Here is a 24,282-nt window from a genome sequence, read left to right as displayed (position 1 = left end):
AATTTATACCATAATATTCCTTATGATATAATACTATTAAAATATATTCAATAATATTTTTGTGTTTTTTTGTGTTTTTTTACAATTTTTTACTCCTTTTATATTTCTTATACATGTGATCCTGCCGTATGCTCATGGAGCTAAAGAAAAATTGTATCTATAAAACGAAAAAAACGTTATTCTTTCTGTAGAATCATAGGAAAGGATGGCGTTTTATATGTCTGTTTCTGTATCTGATGAATTACAACTATTTGCTCAAGAAATTCAAAGCTTCTTATCCCCAAATCTCTTACCAAATCTTGCTAGAGATGTTAGTTTTGTGCAACGAACCAGTAAGTATCAAGCAAAAGATTTAGTCGCTTTATGTGTATGGATGAGCCAAAATGTCGCTACGACTTCTTTAACTCAGTTATCTAGCTGTTTAGAAGCATCAACAGAAGTACTTATTAGTCCCGAGGGACTGAATCAACGATTTAATAAAGCAGCCGTCCAATTTTTACAACACATATTAGCTGAACTACTAAACCAAAAATTGGCTTCATTTATGCCGATTTCTTCTCCATACACTTCTGTTTTCAAGCGTATTCGTATTTTAGATTCCACTGCTTTTCAACTCCCAGATCCCTTTTCATTCGTTTATCCAGGTGCAGGAGGGTGCAGTCATACAGCTGGGATGAAAATTCAACTTGAGTATGACCTGTTAAGCGGACAGTTCCTACATATTCATACTGGTCCAGGTAAACAACATGATCGAACCTACGGTTCTCTGTGTGTCCCAACTATAATAGCGAATAATTTATGTATCCGAGATTTAGGTTATTTTCATTTGAAAGATCTTCAACATATACAAGATAAAAAGGCTTACTATATCTCTCGTATCAAGTCAAATACACGTATTTATCAAAAAAATCCCAAACCTGATTACTTTCAAGATGGAAGAATCAAGAAAGGTACAGAGTATGTACAGATAGATATGGAGATCTTAATGAACTCTCTTCAGCCAGGACAAACATGTGAAATATCCGACGCCTATGTAGGAATGACTGATAAAGTACCAACTCGTGTGATTGTACATCCATTAACAAAAGAACAACAAAAAAAACGATTACAAGATCAAGCTGTAAGAGAAAAGAAGAAAGGAATGAAGTATTCTTCTCGTAGTAAACGACTCAGTGGTATCAATGTATATATGACAAACACCCCTACAGATATTGTCCCGATGGGACAATATCTGTAGGGGTGTTCTTTACGTTGGCAAATCGAAATTTTATTTAAAACGTGGAAATCATTCTTTCACATTCATCATTGTAAAAAGATAAAACGAGAACGATTGGAATGCCATTGGTATGGGCAACTGATTGCCATTCTACTCTGTTCTTCTATTATGTTTCAAATGCGGAAGTTACTTCTCATGAAAAAGAAACAAGAGCTGAGTGAATATAGAGCCATATATATGATTAAAGACTATTTCTTTCTTTTGTTTCGGGCAATACAAAGAGACACCCAAGGATTATCAAAGATTCTTCTTCGTCTGTTTAACCTCCTACAGCGCAACGGACGAAAATCTCATCGATACAAGAAGAAAACAGTCTTTGATATATTAGGTGTCGTTTACAATTGTACCATGTCGGACAATCAAGCAGCTTAATAAAAAAAGTGAAACCCGTTAGGGTTTATTTGATATGCAAAATTTCCAATGATCTACACTGGTTGTTAGAAAAAGAAAAAAATTTCTTCTGAAACCGATCTTTCCTAACCTTAGCTTGATAGCGATGTGGCCGTACCCCTCTTCAGGTGAAGTGCCTTAGATCATCTTTCCCTTATTTTCAAAAGGACCTGCTCATTTAATCCATAAAAACATAAAGTAATTTGAATCCATTAAAATACATGAGTGACTCCTTATTTTTCTCCTACTATTTAAAGGAGGAATTATTATGGGCTTTGGTGGTAGCTGCGGTGGCGGCTGTGGCTTTGCAGGAGGATTTGCTTTATTAGTTGTATTATTTATTTTATTAATTATTGTTGGAGCTTCTTGCTTCTGCTAAAAACTATGGGAAAAGACACTCTTATTTGGGTGTCTTTTCTTTTTTCTCAATATAAGAGCTATAGAAATATGCTATGGTTTTAATAGAAATTCCCTTTTGTGCAATGAGATAAAAATACCCAACAAAAAACCCACCTATTTCCGTAGGTGGGCCTTATCTTTATTACACAATACCCAATTATACTCTCATTTTTTCATAAACTTTATGCAATTATACATATTCATAAAAATTACACCAAATAAATATTACATATAGTAACATATAAATTGTGGATACATTCTATAAAGCAGATTCTTTTGAAAGGCGTAACATATCGATAATTATAAAAGGTGTGGCGTCACTCTAATACTGAACTCAAATCTCTTGTACTTTGTGAACTAACAATCTGGTGTATATTGACGATTCTGTTTTATAGGATGTGTTTACACGTATAACAAAGGGATAATACGGATGGGTTTATACTAAATGAACGTGGTTCAAGTTAGAGGAAGGCACCTTAGGGTGTCTTTTTTTATAGGAGCCCGCCAAATCACCATCAACAAAAAAATAAGCGCCCCCAAAACGAAAAAGATGAGCTATCTTCTCAAAGTAACTACCTGTAGAGAAAGAAGATTTCCGTTTAGGGGAGACTTTAAAATCTTAGCTTGATAGCGATGTGGTGCTAATCCAATATTAACTTTATACCAAATGAGTATCAGTCCAAATTACATGTGCTATCACACTCGTATCGTTTCTTGTCACATCAATATGGAATTGATCTTTTGCTTTTATATGGCATTTGTGTTTTGCTGCAGTGCTGAAATGTATTTCGTATTTCCCATCAATGTTTACTATCTCTATATCCTTCCACATGGTGTTCTTTTGAAAACCAGTACCGAGTGCTTTTACTGATGCTTCCTTGATGCACCACATGATTGAATAGTTGATGTAACTCTCTTTTGCCCACATTACTTTTTGTTCCGTGAATAATTTTTGCAGTATCTTTTTATTTTTCCATCTTTCAATCTCTGTAATATCTATACCAATCCCTTTAATCATTAAGGGCAACTTTCTTACTTGAACTTGCTGGTTTTGAATTAGCAATGTATACCCCAATTAGTACAAATATCATACCAATTACTTCTTTCCAACTCATGACTGATCCATAGAGCACTACAGAAATTAAAGTCGTCACGATTGGTGTAAGATTTAGATACATACTCGCTTTACTTGCACCGATTTGCTCTACACCTTTGTTAAAAATAATATATCCAACAAGCGTACCGCATATAACCATATAAAACATTTCTAACCAGCTTTGTGCAGACATACTTGGTACTTTGTCCCAGCCACCTTCATATAAGGAAGAGATTGCTAGAAAAACAGAACCCATAACAGTCATAATCGTAGTTGCAAATAAAGGCGAAACATCTTTCATAACAGCTTTACCTACTAAACCATAAATAACGCCACATGCTAAAGCAGCTAAAAATAGTAAATCTCCCACATTAAATGCTAAAGAGAGTAACATATCAAGTGACCCTTTTGTAATAACAATAATCACACCGATTAAAGATAGCGATAAACTGATTCCGACCTTACTGTTCCATTTTTCATTTAAAAAGAGAATAGAACCTAGTGTAACGAAGATTGGCATTGTTGCAATGATTAATGAACCATTGATTGCAGATGTATAGTGTACACCTAAAAAGAAAAGAGCATTATACCCGAAAATACCAGTTAACGCGACTAATAATAATCCTTTCCATCTTTTCTTAATAGATCCCATATCCCATTCTGCTTTAATTGTTAAATACACCATAAGGATGACACCTGCGATACCGAAACGAAGTGTAGCCGCAACTAGAGGTGGAATTTCTGTTACGACATGTTCAGCTGTTGAGAATGAACCACCCCAAAACAAAGGAACTAATAAAAGTAAGAAATAAATTTTGTTTGAATGATTTTGGTTTTGCATCTTTGTACCTCCTATTTCTTAAAAGTGCACATAACATGTTCATGCGTTCAAACTTATAAACATGTTAAATAAAAAAATTAATATCCTGCTTCAATCGCAGATACTAATTCTTTCATATAAATTACAAAATTGCTGGTTGTCAAAGAGTAATATACTTCTTTTCCATGTTTTTTTGGTCTAACCAATTCTGCCTGTTTTAGTATTTTTAGATGATGAGATACTGCAGGTCTAGAAATTGACATTTGCTCTGTTATTTGAGTTACATTTAATCCATCTGTTTTAAGTAAAATCATAATAATTTGCTGCCGATTTACATCGCCCAATGCTTGGAAAATGGGAGTCGCCAAATTAAATTGTTCGAGAATGTTTTCTCTGTTTTTGCATTCGTAATTCTCCATGATTCGCATCCTTTTTAATTAATATATTTATAATGGTACCATCAGTTTGAGGTAAATGAGCTAATATTACTGATGGTATCATAACTATCTGTATGTATAAGTATATCATCTTTTACAACGATAGTTAGCAAATATAGGAATTAAAATTCAAAGATTTCTTTAGCCTCTATTAATAAATCAACTACTTTTTGACATTCTTCAATCGAGTGGCTACTTGTAACACCAATACGTAATCGGCCCTTATTTACAGGAACACCTGGAGAAATGAAAGCTGCGGTAAACAATCCTTTTTCCATCAACCATGAAGTGACGCTTGCTGTTTTTTTATCATCTCCAACTAGAACAGGGACAATTTGGCTTACAGTATCTATTGAACTACCCCCACTTTCACTTCGTTTAGAAGTGAGGGATTCCTAAGTAAAGGGTTCTATCGAACTCTAATTGATTAGGCTAACCCCGCAGTCCTTGCGGTTAGAAGCCTTATTGCTTCATTCTTTATATTGATACTTGCGTTAATATCCCTATCATGGTGCGTACGACAAGAAGGACAGTCCCATTCACGTAGGTTTAGATTTTTAACGTCTTTATTTTGATATCCACAACAAGAACATAATTGGCTGGAAGGAAATGTTTTCGATACGACAATGACTTGTTTGCCATACCATTTTGCTTTATATTCCAACTTGGTTCTAAGTTGTGACCATGATACCTCACTAATTGCTTTTGCTAACTTATGATTCTTTAACATATTCGATACTTGCAAATCCTCTATACCGATAACATCGTGGTTTTTGATGATTTCAGTTGAGATTTTATCCAAGTAATCTTTTCTAGCATTTGATATGTATTCATGAATTCTAGCTACTTTTACTCGTTGTTTATTCCAGCGAGAAGATCCTTTCATTCTTCTAGAAAGAATACGTTGTGCTTTCGCCAACTTATCTTCTAATGATCGGAAAAACTTCGGATTTTCATAGGGTGTTCCATCTGACAAAATGGCGAAATCTTTTAGTCCTACATCTATTCCAATGTAAGAATGTGTTTTCGGAAGTTCTTGTACTTCTGTTTCAACTAATAGTGACACAAAATATCTACCAGAAGGGTTCCGTCTAACCGTAGCATTTACAATACGTCCCTTTACTTCGCGACTTTTGGCAAATCGAACAAGACCTAGTTTTGGCAATTTCACTTTATTTCCTACGACGGCAATGTTTTCATTTGTTTGTTTTGTAGTGTAAGATTGTACGTTGTTCTTCTTGGATTTGAAACGCGGGGCACTATTTTGTTTTTTGAAAAATCTTGTATACGCATCCGCAAGGTTGCGAACAGAAGACTGAATCGCAATACTATCCACTTCTTTGAGCCAAACAAACTCTTTCTTCATGGCAGGAAGTTTGGCAGAGCATGTACCATATGTTAAACCTTTTCCATTCTCTTTGTATGCGTGATCCCATAGGGAAAGGAAATGATTGAATACAAAGCGAGAACAACCTATCGTTTTGTTAATTAGAATTGCTTGTGCCTGATTTGGATAGATACGAAACTTATAGGCTTTATTAATTATCATTTGATTCACCTCCATTTCGGTATATGACTATTATATACCGAACGTAAATTCGGTGGATAGTGAAGTAACACTTTATGTATATCGAACAATGAAGATGGCTTCCTGCCACCTCTTGTTCGAAGTCAATTCATCTCCCACCTACTCACTGGGCTGTGATCCTTCACGCTCCTTGAGGAAGGAGTCTTCATGGCTAAAATGATAAATTGAAACCATTCTCCTGTAATTTATCATTTAAGTATCGTGAATTGCTCCAAAGGTCTTCTCTTAATTGTAAACCCTGTTCTTCCATATATGTTAAAGAAGCAAGGGAAGCCTTGAAAACCAATATCACCTAGTTACAGAAAAATTCCACAATATGGGTTGCAATCATTTTTTATTATTCGTCGACAGTGAAAATCATACATTACACATTTATGATGAGATTTCTAACGTCACAAGCGGAACAAGTGAAATTAATAGAATCGGCAAATATATAATAATTAAAATGTATGGATTATTAAATTTAAAAGAATATAAAAATGCAAAAGTACTTATTTACTTCCCTGAGTCACATAAAGATTTTGGTTTAGTATCTTACGGTTATCATGCAGAAATAGATGCTTTCGATTTCGGACTTGATATTAGTGATGTAACAAAATATCATGCATTTATAGAACTCGCTAAAAATCATGTATAGTTCACGAAACTGTTAGAAGAAATAACAAAAAAAAAAGACAAAAGTATTATAACTTTTGTCTTTTTATTTTAAGGTTATCCATTCGTAACTTTCCCATTCTTTAGGCTTCTTATCATACTTTAAACGGCCAGTCGTACAGAATGAAGCAATTATCCATTGAATAAAGTTCATCTTGGCATATGGATCTATACAATCTTCTAACTTCTTTAGCTGATAGCCTGTACTATTTTTCTGCCAAATTGTATATAAACGAAAATGAGTTGTCGTAACAAGTCTAGCTTTTGTTGTAACTTGCCATTTAGAAATTTTCGTTAAATCCTCTTTTACTTTTCTCTCATACTCTTGTTTTATCACTTTATAAGTCTTATCTTTATTAATTAATCCATTAGAGATTGTAAAAGGCATTTGATGCACCTCATAAACTGTTCCTCCTTCATCTCCTAAAATATTTGATTCTACTAGAAACATATTTTTTAGTTTTAACTGTTCTGTTAATTCTTTCCCACTCCGATAAAATGGCTTCTTTATCTTCTGCAACAAGATAACCTGCACAATTAATCCTATCAGTAAAGGATATGCTAATACAAACAATATATTAATAAACATGTTTAAAATAATAACGCCTATTAGCGCAAAAATTGTAAAGTAAATATAGGTTTCTCTTTGATGAATGATTCTACTGTTCAAGCCAAGATACCTCCATTTTGATAGATAGTGAACGCAATATAAACCATCGCCCCTAGTAAAATAGAACAAGCCCCAGGAAAGCTCTGTATTAGCTTTATTTCTTTCTTAGGCAGTTTCACACCAAATATAGACGCAGCATGCTCCAATTGGTCTTTAATCGCTCCCACAAACCCTAAAATTTTAATTAATCGATAAATACTAGCAATCCAAAAGAATAGTAAATGGAAAGCTGTTAATGTAATTGCGGTAAGCATAGCCGATTCTTCTACTACATTGCTAACATATAAGGCTACCACCACCAGCATTTTCGTATCACCGGGTGAAGAAAATTTAAATGTCTCTAACAATAAGCCACATACTAAGGCCATAGTTAGTACAATTACAATCTCTTTTCCCGTTCGTATTCCTGCAAAATACGTAATACCTAAACCTACTATTAAAAAAATGAAATGCCATACATTTTTTGTTTTTCTATACTTTAAGTCAGTAAATACATTAAGTACCATATAACTTAGAAATAATCCCATGATATACAGGCTCATTTTCTTTACTCCCCTCTTAATTTCATATAAAAATACTGTGTAAAAAAGGGAACCACTTTTAGAGTAGCCCCCTCGTTTATTTTTATATTTATTTTTTATTCCAAGAATCTATATCTGCATTGCTTGATGCTTTTGTGAATCGAGCTAGAATTGTATCATAACCACCTCGGATTGCTTTCCATACAAATGGCCCAATTACTAGCACAATAATTACCGCTAAGGCGATTAACATTCCGTTTTCTGATGACAACTGTGAATCCTCATTTTTTAACCAATTCTTCATTTTTGCTAACATTGAATTTTATCTCCTTTATATATCAATTTTTAGAATTTACTAAAATAAGAACTTAACTATTTAAATCTTTTATTACTTATTCCAAGAATTTACGTCTGCATTGCTTGATGCTTTTGTGAATCGTGCCAGGATCGTATCATAACCACCTTGGATTGCTTTCCATACAAACGGTCCAATTACTAATACGATAATGACCGCCAAGGCAATTAACATACCGTTTTCTGATGATAGTTGTGAATCCTCATTTTTTAACCAATTTTTCATTTTTGCTAACATGATTGAATCTCCCTTATCCATTTATTTGAGCTATACATAATAAACATCATTAACCTAAAACTTTTATTACTTGTTCCAAGTATTCACATCTGCATTGCCTGATGCTTTTGTGAATCGTGCTAGAATTGTATCATAGCCACCTTGGATTGCTTTCCATACAAATGGTCCAATTACCAGCACAATAATGACCGCCAAGGCGATTAACATACCATTTTCTGATGATAATTGTGAGTCTTCATTTTTTAACCAATTCTTCATTTTCGTTAACATATATTTTGCTCCTTTACCTATTCCATTTTGAATAATGTTTTTCTATATACTTGCAAATCCTTGCATTAAGGATTGAATAACAATAACCATTGGATAAATCACAATACATCCAATAACTGCGACGTTAAATTTATTCATTTCCATTGGTTTATTTTGAATAAGACGGTTATAGTTCTCATGTTTTAACTCACGCATCATTTTAATCTGTGCATCCATAATACGAAGACTCTGTACCTTGTCCGTTTTTTGCGCTTGTTGCAATGCAATCGTAAAGGTATTTACTTCTGGACTATTTAAGGCTGCAGCAAAGTTTCGAAATGGTTGATCCGAACCCGCATACATTTCTAATTCCGCTGTAAGTGTAGATACATACGGTCGAAGATGTTTCCCAGCATATATTTGCGCCTTTTTTACTGCTTCTAATGTTGTATGTGTTTTTAACAACTGCAACATAGGAATTAAATACTCCGGTAATTCGAACTTCCTTGCTTCTATCGCCTGCTTGATTCTTCTCTTTAATAGATAATCAGGATAGAAATAAAGCAGTGGTGAAATCAAAACACCCACTTTAAATAAGTAGTAATCATGAAATACCGTACATATCAAGAAAACAGAGGTGAAAATGATGGGATACGCAACCTTCATTTTCAAATATTCTTCTGGTTTCGTATCCAAACCAGATTCTTCTAATTTTTTCTGGATCAGCTCTTTCTTTTCTTCTGTCAGATACTTATGTGATAACGACTGGAAGGGAGCAAGCATCATTTGATTTAAATTCTTTTTTTCAATTCGTTTTGCATTTTCTACATAGTTTGTAAGTAGGCTACCGCTGTCTTTTTTACTTTGTAGAAAGGTAGAGAATACCCAGTACATGACAACGAATACCACTAAAGCTAAAATCATAGCCACTTTATTCCCCTCTTTCTGTTGGATTATAATTTGCAATCTTTTCTACACGGGTTGCTAAGAAAAATACAATGAACATATTTACCGCTAATGCAATTTTCCCCATCATAGAACCTGCTAAAAATCCATATGCTTCTTTTGACATCAACATAATAACTATCGGCATAGCAATGACGATTAAACAGTTCTGTACAAAAGCACGTTGTGCTTGTGACAAACTAGAACGCAATCTTGCTAAATACAACTTTTGTTTTTCGAAATCTTCTGCAATATCTAGTAAGATTTGTACTGAATTTGTTCCACCTTCTCGACTACACACTTCCAACATTTCATGGAAGAAAACCAATTCTCTAAAGTTAAACGTTTCATTGAATCCTCTAAATGCACGATGCATCGTGGTTCCACCTTCTAATAAAAGAGAAACTTTCTCTATTTCTTCTTGAATGCTTTCATGCATCATTGGTTTCACCTGAACTAACACCCGTTTTGCATTGTTACTAATTTGAAGTGCATTTGCTACTGCCTTCATATAGATGGAAAGACGGTCAATGACAACCAAGTAGTAACGTTTTTTTCTTCGATAGAGAAGAAACCTTGGAACTAAACATCCAGATAAAACGGTAATCAGTGTAAAAGGATCTCTACCAAAGGAAAAATAGAATACTGCTGCAATACTCATGCCGGAAAGAATCGTATATACCCAGTACATACTTTTCGTCAATTTCCACTCGTACTTTTGGGCTTCTTGGATAACGGATTGTGGCAGATACATTCGTATACCTTTGATATTTCTTAATTCCAAGCGTCTTTCTTCTTTCTCATTTTCTTGAACAAATTGAGAAAGAGCAGAACCTTTAGATTTTGTAAAAAGTAAAACGAGCAATCCAACACTAATAAAGATTAAAAATATACATCCATAAGCCAATAAACTATGCATACTGCACCTCCTGTTGTGAAAGGAATGGCGCATAAAGAGCTGGATTTACAGTAGAAGAACGGAATTTCTTCTCCATTTCAGCTGACATTTTTGCTGTAATGATATGATCTCCACGAATCTTTCCTACTCTCTCATTCATTTTATCGTATTCCTCACCCGTTGGAATAAATTGAGAGAGCTGATTGAACTGTATGTCATCTTGATAATCCAATAATTCAATCATCTCTGTAATATAGCGATTCCCATCATCTTTCTTTTCTAAAAAGACAATCACATCAAATGTCTGTGAAATTAATTCATATAAATACTGAGCATCAATATTTGCACCACTTTGCAAGCACATAAGCATTAAACGTCTGACTGCTTCTTTCGCACTCCTTGCATGGACAGAAGTAAAGCCAGGGTGTCCTGTTTGGAAGAAGTTAATCATTTTTAACGCCTCTTTCCCCCTCGATTCCCCTACAATTAACCGCTTAGGTCCTTGCCGTAAAGCATTTGTTAACAATCTATCAAAGTCGATTGCATTTTCCTCTACTTCCGATGCCCTACACTGCATCGGAACAAAGTGATGTTCTGGAAATATGCGATGCAAATAGAGTTCGGGGTTATCTTCTACTACGAGAGTACGTTCTTTCTTCTTCCCATTTGGAATATGAGAAGCAAGATATTTCATAAACTCTGACTTCCCTGTACCTGTTGCTCCAGCAACTAAAATATTCATTTTTGCTTTCACAGCTGCAGCCAAAAAATTCAACATCTCTTTCGATGCTTGATTTGTAGATAACATACGCTCTTCAGAGGCACGAAGATGATCTGCATTCTTACGAATCGTTATCGTAGTTCCTAGCCCCCCTAGTTCATCTAGTGCTATATTGATACGTATATACGGAAATACGCAGTCCACATATGGCTTTGCTGTATTTAATGACTCTGACGTACTGTTTACCATCTTATAGGCTAAAGCCTTTACCTCTTCTTCTGTCTCAAATCGGTAAGGAAATGTACATTCTCCCTCTCCAATTTTTTCGTAAATAATTTCTTTTGTGCCATTAATATAAATATCGGTTACATCCTTATCTTCTTTTAAAGGTTCTATAATCCCAAATCCTACAATATCGTCACATACCATATTTAGTAATTGTTCAGAAGGTACCTCTGAAATGACAACCTGATTACTTAATAGAAAGCTTTTAATGATTTGTTCTACAGCTGCTCTCTTCTCTTTATTCATAAAGGATTCGCTTAAGATATCACGGTGGTCTTTTACTAAAAATGCACGAATTTCATCCGTTATATCTTTAATCTGTTGAGCTGTAGTTGTTCCTAACTTTCGAGCCGATTTGGAACGAATCATATAACCAAAGTGATATAAATCCACTCGATTGCGCTTTAAGGCGACTTGTTTTTCCTGTAAATAGCCCCACATACCACTGCCTCCTTTTTAATTTCGTAAACCAAAGAGACCCTTTTTCATAGAGGATGTATGCTGGAATGGAATATCAAGACCAGCTGCTTCCATAATGTGATGGACCTTTGTATTAATTTGGGGAGAACCAAATTGCATTCCCCATTCGTAACTCGTCCGATCCCTGTCATACGGAATTGTCACTGCAATGTTTTGGGAAGAAAGTTTTTCAATATCTTCTACATAATCCTCATCCCCCATATTCAAAACATGAATCATACGAGGCAATGTTAGCTTTGCTTCTTCTATTAGTTGTAATTCGTGTTTAATCGCTATTGCACCACGGGGGTTGCCATTTAGCACATGAACAACAATGTCTGATTGATATAGGATTGGATAACTCAGCACCTCGGATAATTCAGTTGGTACCGATAGAATGATATAATCGTATTCTGTATCTACAAGTGATTCTATAAATGTCGTTACAAACAATTCTTTGTTTTGAATCTCTGGGAATTGAGCTAAGCTATAACCTGATGGAAATACCAGAAAATCCATCTTATCGTGCAATTTTTGCATCAATCTTGAATTCACTTTTTTCTCTAATAAATCTTGCTTGGTACAAATATACTGCGAGAGATTGTATTCATTTTCTTTTCTTACAAGTTCTAAGATGTTTTTACTATCGTGGCTCAGACCAGTTCCAATCGCAAAACTTGGTCTTACTTGGTCCGCTTCTACATAAAGCACCTTTTCCCCTAGATGAGCTAACTCATTTGCCATCGTAATACTTAATGTGCTTTTTCCTACGTTTTCATTTGTGGCATAAAAAGCAATAATTCTTACTTGCCGATCCATCCTAAAAACTCCTTTCTTACTTAGATTCGTTCAGATACTGTGCTACATACTCTTTTACATTTTTAGAAATTGGATTGGTCGAATGCTTCTCTACATAGTCTAAAATGTTCTTTTGATCAGATATTTGCGAGAATCCTTCAGCTGGCTCTAGTTCTTTCCCTGTTTGTTCTACTTTTTGTCCGACTGCAACAGGAATTACATCTCCAAGTGTCTTTGCACGATTTAAGTATTGAAGCTGTTCAGGTGAAACAGCCAGTGTATATAATCGCGTTACCTTTGGCTTTTGTTTTCCTTCTTGTTCCTCTTTTGATTCTTTCTTTTCTAATACAAATGCATCTTCTGTATTGCTATCTTTTGCAGCAGTCACACGTACACGTTGGAAAAGACCACCGAATACAACCTTCTCATTGTCTCCTTCTTTTACAACCTGTTTGAAATACAAGTCCACATACGTGTTCGGAATAATACTATTACCTGAACTTGTTTCCAAATCAACGAGTAACGGAAAGGCAACTTCTCCATCTTTCAAATTTAAAATGGCAGAGTCCGGTAACTCTTCTTTTTTTACTACTTTGTTTTTAAAGAGATAGCTATTCTCTGTAATGGGCTGCCCATCATTTGTCCACTTACCTACAACTTCTTTTTTATTTGCACGTAATGCATTGGGGGGAATCGCATCACCAGGTAATGTTCGTTCCACTAGCATGTCTTCTTTAATCTCTGTATGCGCAGGTATATCCTTTGCGGCTACAACAATCTTTGTTGGTTTCACTGCATTTTCAACTGCGAAATGATTGTACCCATAGATACCCGCTACTGTTGCAGCAGCTAAACCTACCGCAACAATCTGCTTCTTTTGAAACTTAGATGGCTTCAATGTTTGTATTCCTCCTTATGTAGCCCTTAAACGCAAAAAAAGGACACACCTATGGCATAATGCGCCTTAGGTGTGTCCTTTTAGCTAATCTAAAGTCTATATGAAAATGTTGGATTTGATTTCTTTAATATTACAATTTCAATATTATGATATATAGAGTTTTATGTCAATCATTTCTAAAAAAAATATTTTTTTATCATTCTAAAGCTCTAATTCTAAAAATAAAAAAAGCCTCAAAACGTTGTCATATGAGTGTTTTTAAGCCATTAATCACCTCATAAATATGGTGAAACTAGTCTAACTTAACTGAATATTTTAGGGTAGTCGGTTGCTATCCTTTCTCTTTCATTTTATGGAGAAAGGAGGTGATCGCATAAAAATACTTTTCATAATAGCAATTGAAATTTTAAAAGTAATTGCTAGGGAAGTCGCTGTATTTTTTGCAAAACGAGTAGGTAAATACCTATCAACGTCTTGGAAGAAAACACAAAAAAAGCGACGAAAAATGAAAAGAACCACCCACAATGCCTGCAAGCGTGTGAAGGGCGGTTCTAAGAAAAAATAAATTTTTTTAGCAATTAGCCACCTTGCAGTAACAGTTACATAAGGCGAGATGTTGGAGCATCTCGTCTTCTTTAGTTTATGAAAAAACTATTGTACATGTCATGCAGATTTATCCACGATAGTTGGTAATATAGATATAATTATTATTAAAACGAAATCAATTTTGTCCCTGTTTCAAAATACTTTGCAGGAGCATAACTTGTCCCATTTCGATCCTGAAATTCGTTTCCAATGTATAACGATACAATCATTGCGATTACTCCAAGAAAAATCACTCGTCTCACACGTTGCTTTTTCTTTTTATCCACTCAGATTTCCCCTTTCTACGAAAAAAAGGCACACCCCATTAAGGAGTGTGCCTTTGGTTTATCCATTCAGCTACTAGTTTAAGAAGGATTATATACTTTTGTCGATTCAAGTTATTATACAATACTATTAAACTAATTTCTATTCTTCATATAGTACCAGTTAGACAGATCCGTAATAATATGTTCCTTTCCAACCCAGTTCCAACCTGGTGTTTGTACAGGGAATGGAAGATCTGCAAGCACCCTTCTCTTTTTAAAATCATCGTACGCAACACCTTTAATTTCCACTTCATTTGTCAGGCACAAACTCATTTCATTCACGCCTGCTGGATTTGTTTCAACATTGAACGAATATTTTCCATCTTTCGTTTTTAATGGCGCATACCATTTACGCTGGCCATCAATAATTTTTTCTTGCCCATCCCAATATAAAGACTTAGTTGGTCTTTTACTATCGAAGACATGTCCTGTTACTTCAGACAAATACATATTTTTAGGTAGAAATTTTGATGTTAAGCCCTTATTAGAAACACTCTCTAAATCCTGTGTTGTTTTTAGTCCTTCATCTGCAAATGGATATTGTGCAGTTGCTTTTGTAAATACACCTGGATAATTAGCATTCCAATCATTTTTATATTTTCCGTTTACTTCATAAGAAAAACCATACCCCGAATGGAGCTTAGATGGTGCTAAACCATCAATACTTCCACTCAATGTTTCATAGTACATTTCTCCAGCTGTATCTTCTTTAGACACACGTTCACTTACTGTTTCTACCACACCTTTTACACTCGTTACTCCGCACATCCCTTTTTTATGAGATGGTGCATAGATAGCTGTTTTAATAAGATTATTTTTGTATGTGGTTTCTTCTATATCTAGCCGATTACCAACAGGGTTAATTTCTGCCTGAATTGTTCCTTTCCCCTTATGTTGCCAGCCAAGGTTCAAAGTTTTCTTTTCCCCCTCAGTTAATCTTACCTTTTCTGATGCTACTTGTTGTCCATTATGCTTGAGCACGACTACTGTTTCAGGATTTGCATATTTCGCTTCTAGCGCATCTAACTTTTTAATTTTATTTTTCTCTTCTTCTAACTTCTGCCTTGCTGTATCTAACCTACTTGCTGCACTATCCAGTCTATTTTCTTCCCAAGAGCAGTCTCTATCGTAATAGTGATGGTTCCCTTCTGCATCTACCTCATGAATTGGATTACGACGGCAATAACTTAAACTAGACTGCGCACTATCTCTATCGGATTCAGAACTATTTACTTCTTGCCGGGACTTATTAATATTATTATTTACCTTTGCTCTATATTGGTCACGTTCCGGTTTAAAATTATCACGTGATACATCTATTCTTGTTTTTATATTCTTTCCTTCCCTTGCTGTTTCTCCTTCGATTCTGTCACTAGAAAAATCAATTTTATATTTAAAGTCATCTTCATCGCCTGGATCTGGGTTAGGTGTCACTTCAGTACCACAGTTACCATCTATGGTGAAATCAACAGTTTTCTCATTTGATTCCCTTTGAACAGCATCAAGGACTTTAATTTTCGCAGTATATCGGCCACACATTTGGGGCTGCCACTTTAGTTCTTCTGACTTAAATTGCCCTGCATCACCTTCATTTGGTTTTTGATTATCTTTTTGCGGAGTTGAACGCAGATAATTCTCTTGATGATACACGGTTTCGCCATCTTTTGTAATATCTAACATCCATTTAACTCGGTTCCGTTCTCCAGCAGCTTTTTGATAAGGGTTTATTGTTGTTCCGTTAGGATCTCGGTCATTGTATCCTTTATTTTTACTTACATATTCAAAACCGTTAAATGTAAATTTTATGGGTATATCCTTTTTCCCACTCGTAGCTGTAAAATCTTTTATTTGAGGTTTACTTGTGCGTACATACCACAAGCTATACCTATTCACGGCATTTACACCACCAGCCCCTGCATATCCGCCAGAAAGATAGGCAATGTCCCTAATCCAATAGAAACTTCCTAAAGATTCATTTGATCCTTTTAGTTTTATGATTTTATGTTTTGCCATAGTTGTTAAAACAAAATCTGGCTGACCCCAATATTTATCTTTAACAACAGTTTTTGTAACTTGTTCAACTTCTGTTACCATTCGATCCCCAACAACAACTGCACTGTTAATGTACCCATCATTTGAAATTCGAACATACGGATCAGATTTATCTTCATTTTGGACGAGATTTTCCCATGGATTTCCCCAATTGAAAGAGCCATTATAGACGGCAGGAAAATGTAAATCAGCTTTATAATTGAACTCTTTTGATTTGTAACCACTTCCTGGTCTAAGCATTTTACCTTTTAATTGTAATTCGTCTGATTTTAATAAAGAATTTTCACTACCATCGAAAAATGGTATGTTATTATTTGCCGCACTAGCAACCGATGGTAACGCCAACATTAATGATGCGCAAGTTAACAATACTCTTTTTCCTACCTTCATAAATTTCCCTCCTTAAATACAAAAAAGGACAAACCTGTACCATAGGAGGTACGTAAGGTTTGTCCTTCACGTAATTCATTAATTATCACTATATTAATTTTAAACAATTATACAATATGCAATAAAACTTGTAAATACTAACTCGTTATTTAGGTTCCACTTCTACATACATTGTATGTTCAGCTGTTGACTGTCCAATACGAATTTTATAATTACCTTTTTCATAAGTATTAATTGTTTGTGCTTCAACTGTTTCTTGAATTTCTTTATCTAAATTTAAACCGTTCATGAAAGTTACCCATTTTTTTGTTAATTCTACAGTTGCTTCATTGTTATCAAGGAATAAGATTTTAAAATCATTTGCATTACCTAATACAACAAATTGCGCTCCAATTGTACCTTCTGGTAAATACATATTTTTATCTAAAATATATACGCCACCTAATAGATTGTCATATTTTAGGTTGGTATTGTATTTATTATTAATACCTTTTACAATATTTTGAGCTTCTGATGATAGTTGTTTTTTTACAGCAGGATTTTCTAATGATTCAGGGAAATATTCGAAGTCATCTGATACCATATTCACATCTAATCCTTCAGGGACTTTAGGCTGCTCTGGCTTCACTTCTGGTTTTTCCTCTGGTTTTGTTTCAGGTTTTGGGTCTGGCTTCACTTCTGGTTTTTCTTCTGGTTTCGTTTCAGGTTTTGGATCTGGCTTCACTTCTGGTTTTTCTTCTGGTTTCGTTTCAGGTTTTGGATCTGGTTTTACTTCTGGTTTTTCCTCTGGTTTTGTTTCAGGTTTTGGATCTGGTTTTACTTCTGGCTTAGTCTCTTTTTCTACTGCATTAATAGAGTTATATAAGAACTGACTATACGCTTCACGTGTTACAAACATTTTTGGAGAATACATATTATCTCCTGTACCAATAGTAACTCCATTTTCCTCTAATGCACTAATAGCACCGTAAGACCAAGAATTTTTATCAACATCTGCAAATTTTGTTGTTTTCGTTGCCTTAAATTTAAAAGCATTTGTAAGTACTTGTGCCATTTGTTCACGAGTTAAAATATCATCTGGACCATATTTTCCATCACCAAATCCATTGACAAGTCCTGCTTTAGCAAGTGCTAAGATTTCTTTTTCAAATAAATGTCCTTTAATATCAGTAAACGGATTTTTGAAGCTAGCATCTGCATCTGCTGGTTTTACGTACATATAAATCATACGAGCAACTTGCCCACGAGTTACATTATCACCAAAGCCAAAGATATTATTTCCGTACCCTTGCACTACTTTACGGTTTGTTAAATCATAAATTGCTTTTGTAGACCAGTGATTTTCTGGAACATCATTGAATTTTAATGAGTCTGTGTTATCAGCCTTAGCAGTAAATGCTCCTGCTCCTAGTAATGATGTACCCATAATTGTTAATGCTGTTGCTGTTTTTAAAAATTTGTTTGCCATTGTTTGTTCCTCCAAATATATTAGTTTTTTCATAGATTCCTTTATTGTACCGAATTTAAATATAAAATCCAGATAATTTAACATACAAATTTACGAATTTATAAATTTGTTTTTTATAACCTATTTCTATATGGAAAATATCACCATATAGAAATAGGTTTGTAAAGCATTTTTATATATTTATTTATAAATATATATTTCTAGTAAAAAAACTACACTTTTCAGTATAGTTTTTCCCCCTTTTTATACATATTGATATTTTCAACGGAAATAGATTTGTCCCATTCCATCTTTGTTAGCCCATATTGGCGCTTTCACACTATCAATCCCTATCATTTTAAAAATAAAGAAGTGATGTTCAGCTTTTATCTTAAAATTTAATGGCTGATTATGATCTACGCGCCCTTTAGTATATTCATATTTCCATCCATCCATATTCTGCTCTTTCAATTTCTTCTCTATATCAGGAATTAGATTTACGTTTTTTCCTTCATATGTGTACTGAAAACCACCTGTTTGTTCTGCTAACTCTACTGTACTAGAAGCAAAATCATGTGCCTTTACTAACTGCATTCCGTACAGTACACCTTCTGGTATAAGAGTTATCAATAATAAAGAAAGCGTTAGAAAAAGCGCTGTTGTTACTGTATTTTGCATTTCTTACACACCTACTTTTTCTTATTTATTTCACGTTTCCTCCAGCTTTCTTGTTGTCAGAATCTGCTTCATAAATAAATATGTGTTTTGCGTTACTCTTAATGTTGCCTTTCTTTTCATCAAATTGTTTAGTATAACTAGCAGCTTCCGCCTCTCCTTCAACCGCAATCATTGCAGGTTGCTCTTGTACAGCATGTACAGAAAACTCTCGTTTTGATGCAGGATCCTTAAATGTTGCATTTTGTTTATAAGACTTTTCAAATTCTTTCTTTGCGATATCTGGTTCAATAGCAATTTCTTCTTGTGCTCGTAAAACACCTACTTTTACGGCTTTATCCATTGCTGTACTTCCAGCACGTTCTGATGCAGACTTATTATCTGTGTGTGTTGTATCTCCAATAATCATATCTGTCATTAAGAATAAACAACCAACAAATAATAATATTGAGGCGGCCCCTATAATAAATTTTTGCATCTTACTTCACCCCTCCTTAATTTTCAGACTTCCGAAATCGAAATCCACTTAAAATGGAACTTTTCTTTTGGTTCAACAATTGGTTTGGTAGCAATAACTCTGCTATTTTCTTCATTATTCCTTCAAGTTCTTTATAATAGTTCCGACTAGATAGTAACGTACTACTATTTAATTGAGATTCAAATACATCCTCTATCTCATATGGTGCTAAAGCAGTTAATACCTTATCTCCAAAACATTCTTCTACTACTTCATGCTTTAAAAGCGCAGGAGAAAACTTATTCCCAATGATTCTCGTTTTCTCTAAAGCTAAGTAAGAAACAAGCTTTCTCTCCTTTTGTGTAAGAGGATGCGCTATCTTTAGCAATTGATGCAGATCTGGTTCTGCTACAAAGAAAATAAAATCTGCCATTTCACATATTTCATGGTATAAATCTTCATCCCAATCGTACCCCGCATCAATAATAGATATAGGCGCTTCTTGGTTAGCCAATAATACCTTAATAAAATGGTCAAAGTCCTGCTCTGTTTTGTTTTTCAGCTCTTGGTCCACTATAGGATTCTTTACGATATAATTTATTCTTCCTGGTTTCCATTTTGGAATGGATAATATATCAGATTCCTTCTGTAACATCTCTTTATACCGCTGCAACATAAATTCACTACGATAGTTTTCTGGTGCTTCTGTATATCCCTTTAATAAAGGATACGTATATCCATCATCATATAGATTCTCTATATAATTCACATCAATCTGTAGTTCATTTAAATAAGCAGCTAAAAGATGTGAAACAAAAGTTGCACCACTTCTCTTGTTCATGCTGGCCACAACAATTGTTCTTCTCGGAATAGCAATACCTATCTGTTTTTCATATACCGGCTCAAAAGCCAATTTATACTGTTTTTTTATAATAGGTGCTTTGGGCGTCTCATCTGGAACAGATTTACGCTTTTGTTTGTTTTTAAATAGTTTGTTGGAATTAGAGGAAGGTTCTTTGTTGCCACCTTTCTCTAGTTCACTTGATACTTCCTCTTCTTCCTCATCAACAGGAACTTCGGGCAACTTTATTTGTTGTGGTGCCTGACTTGCTCCTACAATTTCTGCTACATTTTTAATATCCGACTCCTGTAGCAGCTGCGGGATGACTTTATTATCAATATCAATTTTACGAGAGTTAAAAATGTCATAGATACCTAGGTAAATCAGTTTCGCCAAAAACTCATCATCATTTTCACGCTCTGTAAATACCACAATACGAATATCTCGATTAAAGCGAATATCTCTTAGTTTCTGTAAGATAATCAATTCACGTTTCTCTTCATGTCCCGCATCAATATTTAATCGTTTGTCATTAATACATAGAATATCGGGATTTTCTGTATCTAGAATTTCATCTAGATACTTGATATGCATCACATCACTATCAGCTACTTCAAATCCCGCACCAATAAAATCCTCACGTAAATATGCCGTATATACAGTATCGCTAATAGCTAAAACGATTTTTTTCACCATAGTTAACCTCCTACAAACTCTAACGTTGGATTAAAATCATGTTTTCAATTGGAATTTGTGCCTCAAGATGAACTTTCCCAATAATCTCATTCAGAATATACTCTATTTCAACTTGTTCCATTAGACGTGGAGCCCCAAAATCAGAATTTAGTTTTACTCGTATTTCTAATCGATCTTGTATCTCATGTAAAGGTGTATCAAGATAAAGAATGCTGTAGTATAAAACACCAGCTTCAATATTTTGTTGAATCATATCTTTTGTTTGATGAATAAATGTAACCTCAGCAAGCTCAATAAAAGGATTATCAATTGTTACTTTGCTATTCCAATTTAAATTCCAAATCTCGCAATGTTGTTCCGCATGTACAACAACTCCATTTACAGAAGGCGTAATTGCAAAAAGACAATCTACAGGAACTTTGGTTAACGAGGTACTATTACCTTTCTTTAATTCAAGTCCTTTTTCTAATCGCTCATGTTCAAAAGCATATTCAGCACCAGTGAATGCAACTTCGCAAAATACTTGTTCTAACAATGGACGAATCCCCTCATATGTTCGGATAGCAAACACACTAAATTCCTGTGTTTCATCTGTACGAATGATTTCGTACAATTCATATTCAGATGCATTTGCTAAGGCAAAAGGAATATCTTTTATAAAATTAGGATCAGTATATAGATTCTCAGGGATTTGTGTTTCAGGATGATGTATAAACTCAAGGCATAATTGATACCCTTTTAAAAATGCATTCTTAACAGCTGCAGGGAATAGAGTTTCAAAACGCTTTACATTATTTTTAAACGTTTTTTCTTCAATTTCGTTATTAAATTCTCTTTCTTGTAAGATATTTGCTTTATTTCCTAGTAATAAAAAGTAGTGATTAATAATGCGACTAATATTCTCCTCAAATGCTGCATTTTCCTCACAATACTTTGTAAATCGTTCTTTACTCATATTCACAATTTCGTTCATAGTTTCAAAATCTCCCTTTTTTCTTGTTATTTATACAAAAAAAGACACACCGATGGCAGGTTATGTGCCTTCGGTGTGTCCGTTTAGCTAGAAATTAAATCTATTAATTTGTATATTTCTCTTAGTTAATTGTTGGTCACGTATAAGAATAACTCTATGAATTTTAAAAGTCAATAGATTAATTCCCCCCTTTGAAACTTATATTTATTTCTTCTTTCTATTTTTCTATGTATTTAATCTAAAAAAATACAAGTAATAAAATATAAATAATCACAAGTATTTTATATACAAGCAACAAGAAATATATATAACTAAACCCAATTATTAATTATAAAGAGATTTAGCAAACACCTCTAAAGCCTTGTATTACATAAGTTCCTTGATATTAAGCTAAATTCTCTATCGTAATATCCCCAATACATACAAGTTCTACATCATAGAAACCACAAATTAAGAAGTTAAATATCATATTACTCAGAATTCACAAGAATAGAATAATATTATTAAGATAACCACAAGTATTGAATCGAATTATAAACAAACTGAATCGTAACGAAACAAAGCATAAATTAATTATATACTTTCATAAAAATGCTAATAGATATATTTTCCTAAATAAAAAAGCATGTCTTCAAATTAAAGAACATGCCAAATAACCCTTGTTATTAAGTGATTTTTTAAAAAGGGTTGCTATATATATTTTTTTTAAATCACATGAAGTCCGGATAGACACCATTTTGTTTAAAATAAGTTATCATTGCACCGTGTCTTTCTACTATAGACAAGCTTTTTTCCTTAAAATACATCCAGGATTCCCTAAACTGTACACGCATAAATGCTGAAATTGAGAATATTTCTTGCTGTTTCATACAACTTTCAACTTGATCTAATGCATAAGTCATTGCGTAAATTAGTAATTCATTTTGTTTTTGTTTTGTTGATAAATAGATCGCGATATCAACAATCTCTTGTCTAAATGCGGTCATTATATTTTCTTTATCTTTTTTTCGTAAGGCCTGTCCCATGTGTTTTAAACGAGACACCGCTTCTTTTCTGCACTTTGCTACTGATCTATGTAATTCTTTTTTATCATTCTCAATTACGCAGTTCGAAGAAAATACCACGTTGAACTTCTCAATGATGATTTGTTTTACCTGTTTTCTTACACTTGTAATTCTTGTTTTATTAGATTTCTTCTCTTTAGAATCAATTGCAGTAAATTGCACAATGGGGTTAATAATTTCTATGTAGTGTCTTACTTTCTTTGCATTACGATTTAATCTCTTTTTTAAGAAAGACATCTTTCTTGTAACCTGAAACTCATCAATTTTATGTTTATAATGCTCCATACCCACTTTTCTTGAAAATGTATTGATTAAATCTAACAGGAATATAATTCCTCTATTATCACGAGCCTTTACTAGACTACCCATTATCGTTGTTTGAATTAGGTGAAATGGAATACGGAAATACGATAGCGATGTACCTGTCATATTTACAATTTCTGCAGTAGTGTGGTTATACAACGCATAATCTACAATTTCATATACAGTACGATTTCCAACAGGTGTTTCTTTTACGAGTCTACGCTCCAAACAAACTTGAAAACCTGTATAAATTGTTGTGTAAGGAATCCCACTTTTCTTAGCAAGATCCATTATTTGAAATTCACGTGGTAGCATTCCTATATCATTGCATTCAAAGTGAAGCAAGATGTAAGTAGCTAAAGCTGAAGATGGTAACTCTTTTCTTTCATTTTCTAGTTTTACGATATTTAATAGCCCATCAAAAAATTTAACCCCATGAATATTAAGACTTTGTTCAGAAAATTTTAAGTGCGTATTCATAGTTTCCTTTTACTCCTCTCCCAAAAATAAAAAGGACACACCATTGGCAGGTTATGTGCCTTCGGTGTGTCCGTTTAGCAAGAATTTTAATTTTATTTATTTGTATATAACTCTTTTGTAATTAACATTCATGTACAAGATTATCTTTATAAAAATTAAATGTCAATACCTCTTCATGTTTAATTTTTATAAAATAATCCCATAATAATTCTAAATAACAATTGAATTTGCACCATAGATAACTTTTATAATTAATAATATGCATTTAAGTTCTTCTCTCTTTCATTTAGATAACCC

At 33.9% G+C, this 24,282-nt stretch carries 26 protein-coding genes and 1 pseudogene; 4 read left to right on the top strand and 23 right to left on the bottom strand.

The genetic code is table 11. The features are described 5' to 3' along the window. Nucleotides 1–217 precede the first annotated feature (217 nt). Nucleotides 218–1,648, top strand: a pseudogene (locus B9A45_RS31515) (IS4 family transposase). A 286-nt stretch (nucleotides 1,649–1,934) separates the two neighbouring features. Beyond that, on the top strand, nucleotides 1,935–2,045 hold the full coding sequence (locus B9A45_RS31510) for a YjcZ family sporulation protein (protein WP_000505681.1): 111 nt from the start codon (nucleotides 1,935–1,937) through the stop codon (nucleotides 2,043–2,045). Nucleotides 2,046–2,723: 678 nt separating this feature from the next. On the opposite strand, the gene B9A45_RS31505 is transcribed toward B9A45_RS31510, so the two are convergent. From B9A45_RS31505 to tnpB, 5 genes are all read right to left on the bottom strand, one after another. Then, nucleotides 2,724–3,083 (bottom strand): holo-ACP synthase, encoded by a 360-nt coding sequence (locus B9A45_RS31505; protein ID WP_084065978.1) that lies wholly within the window; start codon nucleotides 3,081–3,083, stop codon nucleotides 2,724–2,726. Then, entirely contained in the window at nucleotides 3,076–4,002 is a 927-nt protein-coding gene (locus B9A45_RS31500) for a DMT family transporter (RefSeq protein WP_061655853.1), read from the bottom strand. Before B9A45_RS31500 ends, B9A45_RS31505 begins: the two co-directional genes overlap by 8 nt. A gap of 77 nt (nucleotides 4,003–4,079) precedes the next feature. Next, nucleotides 4,080–4,400, bottom strand: coding sequence for an ArsR/SmtB family transcription factor (locus B9A45_RS31495; RefSeq protein WP_044306992.1), 321 nt, complete (start codon nucleotides 4,398–4,400; stop codon nucleotides 4,080–4,082). 140 nt (nucleotides 4,401–4,540) lie between these two features. Then, entirely contained in the window at nucleotides 4,541–4,696 is a 156-nt protein-coding gene (locus B9A45_RS33155; protein WP_242245487.1) for a hypothetical protein, read from the bottom strand. Nucleotides 4,697–4,845: 149 nt separating this feature from the next. Further along, nucleotides 4,846–5,967 (bottom strand): IS200/IS605 family element RNA-guided endonuclease TnpB, encoded by a 1,122-nt coding sequence (gene tnpB, locus B9A45_RS31485; protein WP_084065977.1) that lies wholly within the window; start codon nucleotides 5,965–5,967, stop codon nucleotides 4,846–4,848. Between the two features lie 355 nt (nucleotides 5,968–6,322). Here tnpB and B9A45_RS31480 point away from each other — a divergent pair, with 355 nt between their 5' ends. Next, a complete protein-coding gene (locus B9A45_RS31480; protein WP_084065976.1) occupies nucleotides 6,323–6,643 on the top strand; it encodes a hypothetical protein in 321 nt (106 codons plus the stop codon). 63 nt (nucleotides 6,644–6,706) lie between these two features. On the opposite strand, the gene B9A45_RS31475 is transcribed toward B9A45_RS31480, so the two are convergent. The 10 genes from B9A45_RS31475 to cpaB form a co-directional block, all read right to left on the bottom strand. Continuing rightward, complete coding sequence (locus B9A45_RS31475) at nucleotides 6,707–7,330, bottom strand: hypothetical protein (RefSeq protein ID WP_084065975.1); 624 nt, start codon at nucleotides 7,328–7,330, stop codon at nucleotides 6,707–6,709. Continuing rightward, nucleotides 7,327–7,872 (bottom strand): hypothetical protein, encoded by a 546-nt coding sequence (locus B9A45_RS31470; protein ID WP_044306997.1) that lies wholly within the window; start codon nucleotides 7,870–7,872, stop codon nucleotides 7,327–7,329. Before B9A45_RS31470 ends, B9A45_RS31475 begins: the two co-directional genes overlap by 4 nt. A gap of 88 nt (nucleotides 7,873–7,960) precedes the next feature. Beyond that, nucleotides 7,961–8,167 (bottom strand): hypothetical protein, encoded by a 207-nt coding sequence (locus B9A45_RS31465; RefSeq protein ID WP_084065974.1) that lies wholly within the window; start codon nucleotides 8,165–8,167, stop codon nucleotides 7,961–7,963. A gap of 72 nt (nucleotides 8,168–8,239) precedes the next feature. Then, the gene (locus B9A45_RS31460) at nucleotides 8,240–8,443 is read right to left on the bottom strand and encodes a hypothetical protein (protein ID WP_000879955.1); all 204 of its coding nucleotides are present in this window, start codon (nucleotides 8,441–8,443) and stop codon (nucleotides 8,240–8,242) included. A 66-nt stretch (nucleotides 8,444–8,509) separates the two neighbouring features. Then, entirely contained in the window at nucleotides 8,510–8,713 is a 204-nt protein-coding gene (locus B9A45_RS31455) for a hypothetical protein (RefSeq protein ID WP_084065973.1), read from the bottom strand. A 42-nt stretch (nucleotides 8,714–8,755) separates the two neighbouring features. Then, on the bottom strand, nucleotides 8,756–9,622 hold the full coding sequence (locus tag B9A45_RS31450; protein ID WP_084065972.1) for a hypothetical protein: 867 nt from the start codon (nucleotides 9,620–9,622) through the stop codon (nucleotides 8,756–8,758). 1 nt (nucleotide 9,623) lies between these two features. Next, nucleotides 9,624–10,556 carry a type II secretion system F family protein gene (locus B9A45_RS31445; RefSeq protein ID WP_084065971.1) on the bottom strand — a complete coding sequence of 311 codons (933 nt, stop codon included), beginning with the start codon at nucleotides 10,554–10,556 and terminating at the stop codon, nucleotides 9,624–9,626. Beyond that, nucleotides 10,549–11,982 carry a CpaF family protein gene (locus B9A45_RS31440; RefSeq protein WP_084065970.1) on the bottom strand — a complete coding sequence of 478 codons (1,434 nt, stop codon included), beginning with the start codon at nucleotides 11,980–11,982 and terminating at the stop codon, nucleotides 10,549–10,551. Before B9A45_RS31440 ends, B9A45_RS31445 begins: the two co-directional genes overlap by 8 nt. 15 nt (nucleotides 11,983–11,997) lie before the next feature. Then, nucleotides 11,998–12,819 (bottom strand): AAA family ATPase, encoded by an 822-nt coding sequence (locus tag B9A45_RS31435; protein WP_084065969.1) that lies wholly within the window; start codon nucleotides 12,817–12,819, stop codon nucleotides 11,998–12,000. 16 nt (nucleotides 12,820–12,835) lie between these two features. Continuing rightward, nucleotides 12,836–13,696, bottom strand: a complete 861-nt coding sequence (gene cpaB / locus B9A45_RS31430) for a Flp pilus assembly protein CpaB (RefSeq protein ID WP_071737107.1) — start codon at nucleotides 13,694–13,696, stop codon at nucleotides 12,836–12,838. Nucleotides 13,697–14,069: 373 nt separating this feature from the next. Here cpaB and B9A45_RS33330 point away from each other — a divergent pair, with 373 nt between their 5' ends. Further along, nucleotides 14,070–14,261 carry a hypothetical protein gene (locus B9A45_RS33330; RefSeq protein WP_084066000.1) on the top strand — a complete coding sequence of 64 codons (192 nt, stop codon included), beginning with the start codon at nucleotides 14,070–14,072 and terminating at the stop codon, nucleotides 14,259–14,261. A 145-nt stretch (nucleotides 14,262–14,406) separates the two neighbouring features. Here B9A45_RS33330 and B9A45_RS32460 read toward each other — a convergent pair whose 3' ends face one another. The 8 genes from B9A45_RS32460 to B9A45_RS31390 form a co-directional block, all read right to left on the bottom strand. After that, a complete protein-coding gene (locus B9A45_RS32460) occupies nucleotides 14,407–14,568 on the bottom strand; it encodes a hypothetical protein (protein ID WP_000358426.1) in 162 nt (53 codons plus the stop codon). A 132-nt stretch (nucleotides 14,569–14,700) separates the two neighbouring features. Beyond that, nucleotides 14,701–17,049: a hypothetical protein gene (locus tag B9A45_RS31420; RefSeq protein ID WP_084065968.1), complete on the bottom strand. Its 2,349-nt coding sequence runs from the start codon at nucleotides 17,047–17,049 to the stop codon at nucleotides 14,701–14,703. Nucleotides 17,050–17,194: 145 nt separating this feature from the next. Beyond that, nucleotides 17,195–18,550: an S-layer homology domain-containing protein gene (locus B9A45_RS31415; RefSeq protein WP_084065967.1), complete on the bottom strand. Its 1,356-nt coding sequence runs from the start codon at nucleotides 18,548–18,550 to the stop codon at nucleotides 17,195–17,197. 228 nt (nucleotides 18,551–18,778) lie between these two features. Next, nucleotides 18,779–19,174: a DUF4320 family protein gene (locus B9A45_RS31410; protein WP_084065966.1), complete on the bottom strand. Its 396-nt coding sequence runs from the start codon at nucleotides 19,172–19,174 to the stop codon at nucleotides 18,779–18,781. 25 nt (nucleotides 19,175–19,199) lie between these two features. After that, nucleotides 19,200–19,649, bottom strand: coding sequence for a hypothetical protein (locus B9A45_RS31405; RefSeq protein ID WP_084065965.1), 450 nt, complete (start codon nucleotides 19,647–19,649; stop codon nucleotides 19,200–19,202). A 16-nt stretch (nucleotides 19,650–19,665) separates the two neighbouring features. Then, complete coding sequence (locus B9A45_RS31400; protein ID WP_084065964.1) at nucleotides 19,666–21,165, bottom strand: hypothetical protein; 1,500 nt, start codon at nucleotides 21,163–21,165, stop codon at nucleotides 19,666–19,668. 19 nt (nucleotides 21,166–21,184) lie between these two features. Next, nucleotides 21,185–22,138: a hypothetical protein gene (locus B9A45_RS31395; protein WP_084065963.1), complete on the bottom strand. Its 954-nt coding sequence runs from the start codon at nucleotides 22,136–22,138 to the stop codon at nucleotides 21,185–21,187. A 710-nt stretch (nucleotides 22,139–22,848) separates the two neighbouring features. Continuing rightward, on the bottom strand, nucleotides 22,849–23,985 hold the full coding sequence (locus B9A45_RS31390) for a hypothetical protein (protein WP_084065962.1): 1,137 nt from the start codon (nucleotides 23,983–23,985) through the stop codon (nucleotides 22,849–22,851). Between the last annotated feature and the right edge of the window lie 297 nt (nucleotides 23,986–24,282).

The sequence above is a fragment of the Bacillus sp. JKS001846 genome (genome assembly GCF_900176455.1).
Taxonomy (GTDB): Bacteria; Bacillota; Bacilli; order Bacillales; family Bacillaceae_G; genus Bacillus_A; species Bacillus_A cereus.
Note: the sequence above shows the minus strand (reverse complement) of the source record. Positions and strands in the feature narration are given on the sequence as shown.

Excerpts from the sequence above, each read along its gene's own strand:
- B9A45_RS31435 (WP_084065969.1), bottom strand. The coding sequence starts at position 12,819 with ATGGATCGGCAAGTAAGAATTATTGCTTTTTATGCCACAAATGAAAAC.
- B9A45_RS31405 (WP_084065965.1), bottom strand. The coding sequence starts at position 19,649 with ATGCAAAAATTTATTATAGGGGCCGCCTCAATATTATTATTTGTTGGT.
- B9A45_RS31470 (WP_044306997.1), bottom strand. The coding sequence starts at position 7,872 with ATGAGCCTGTATATCATGGGATTATTTCTAAGTTATATGGTACTTAAT.
- B9A45_RS31465 (WP_084065974.1), bottom strand. The coding sequence starts at position 8,167 with ATGTTAGCAAAAATGAAGAATTGGTTAAAAAATGAGGATTCACAGTTG.
- tnpB (WP_084065977.1), bottom strand. The coding sequence starts at position 5,967 with ATGATAATTAATAAAGCCTATAAGTTTCGTATCTATCCAAATCAGGCA.
- B9A45_RS31495 (WP_044306992.1), bottom strand. The coding sequence starts at position 4,400 with ATGGAGAATTACGAATGCAAAAACAGAGAAAACATTCTCGAACAATTT.
- B9A45_RS33155 (WP_242245487.1), bottom strand. The coding sequence starts at position 4,696 with ATGGAAAAAGGATTGTTTACCGCAGCTTTCATTTCTCCAGGTGTTCCT.
- B9A45_RS31455 (WP_084065973.1), bottom strand. The coding sequence starts at position 8,713 with ATGTTAACGAAAATGAAGAATTGGTTAAAAAATGAAGACTCACAATTA.
- B9A45_RS31395 (WP_084065963.1), bottom strand. The coding sequence starts at position 22,138 with ATGAACGAAATTGTGAATATGAGTAAAGAACGATTTACAAAGTATTGT.
- B9A45_RS31400 (WP_084065964.1), bottom strand. The coding sequence starts at position 21,165 with ATGGTGAAAAAAATCGTTTTAGCTATTAGCGATACTGTATATACGGCA.
- B9A45_RS31410 (WP_084065966.1), bottom strand. The coding sequence starts at position 19,174 with ATGCAAAATACAGTAACAACAGCGCTTTTTCTAACGCTTTCTTTATTA.
- B9A45_RS31445 (WP_084065971.1), bottom strand. The coding sequence starts at position 10,556 with ATGCATAGTTTATTGGCTTATGGATGTATATTTTTAATCTTTATTAGT.
- B9A45_RS31415 (WP_084065967.1), bottom strand. The coding sequence starts at position 18,550 with ATGAAAAAACTAATATATTTGGAGGAACAAACAATGGCAAACAAATTT.
- B9A45_RS31500 (WP_061655853.1), bottom strand. The coding sequence starts at position 4,002 with ATGCAAAACCAAAATCATTCAAACAAAATTTATTTCTTACTTTTATTA.
- B9A45_RS31390 (WP_084065962.1), bottom strand. The coding sequence starts at position 23,985 with ATGAATACGCACTTAAAATTTTCTGAACAAAGTCTTAATATTCATGGG.
- B9A45_RS31505 (WP_084065978.1), bottom strand. The coding sequence starts at position 3,083 with ATGATTAAAGGGATTGGTATAGATATTACAGAGATTGAAAGATGGAAA.
- B9A45_RS31440 (WP_084065970.1), bottom strand. The coding sequence starts at position 11,982 with ATGTGGGGCTATTTACAGGAAAAACAAGTCGCCTTAAAGCGCAATCGA.
- B9A45_RS31510 (WP_000505681.1), top strand. The coding sequence starts at position 1,935 with ATGGGCTTTGGTGGTAGCTGCGGTGGCGGCTGTGGCTTTGCAGGAGGA.
- B9A45_RS31480 (WP_084065976.1), top strand. The coding sequence starts at position 6,323 with ATGGGTTGCAATCATTTTTTATTATTCGTCGACAGTGAAAATCATACA.
- B9A45_RS31460 (WP_000879955.1), bottom strand. The coding sequence starts at position 8,443 with ATGTTAGCAAAAATGAAAAATTGGTTAAAAAATGAGGATTCACAACTA.
- B9A45_RS31420 (WP_084065968.1), bottom strand. The coding sequence starts at position 17,049 with ATGAAGGTAGGAAAAAGAGTATTGTTAACTTGCGCATCATTAATGTTG.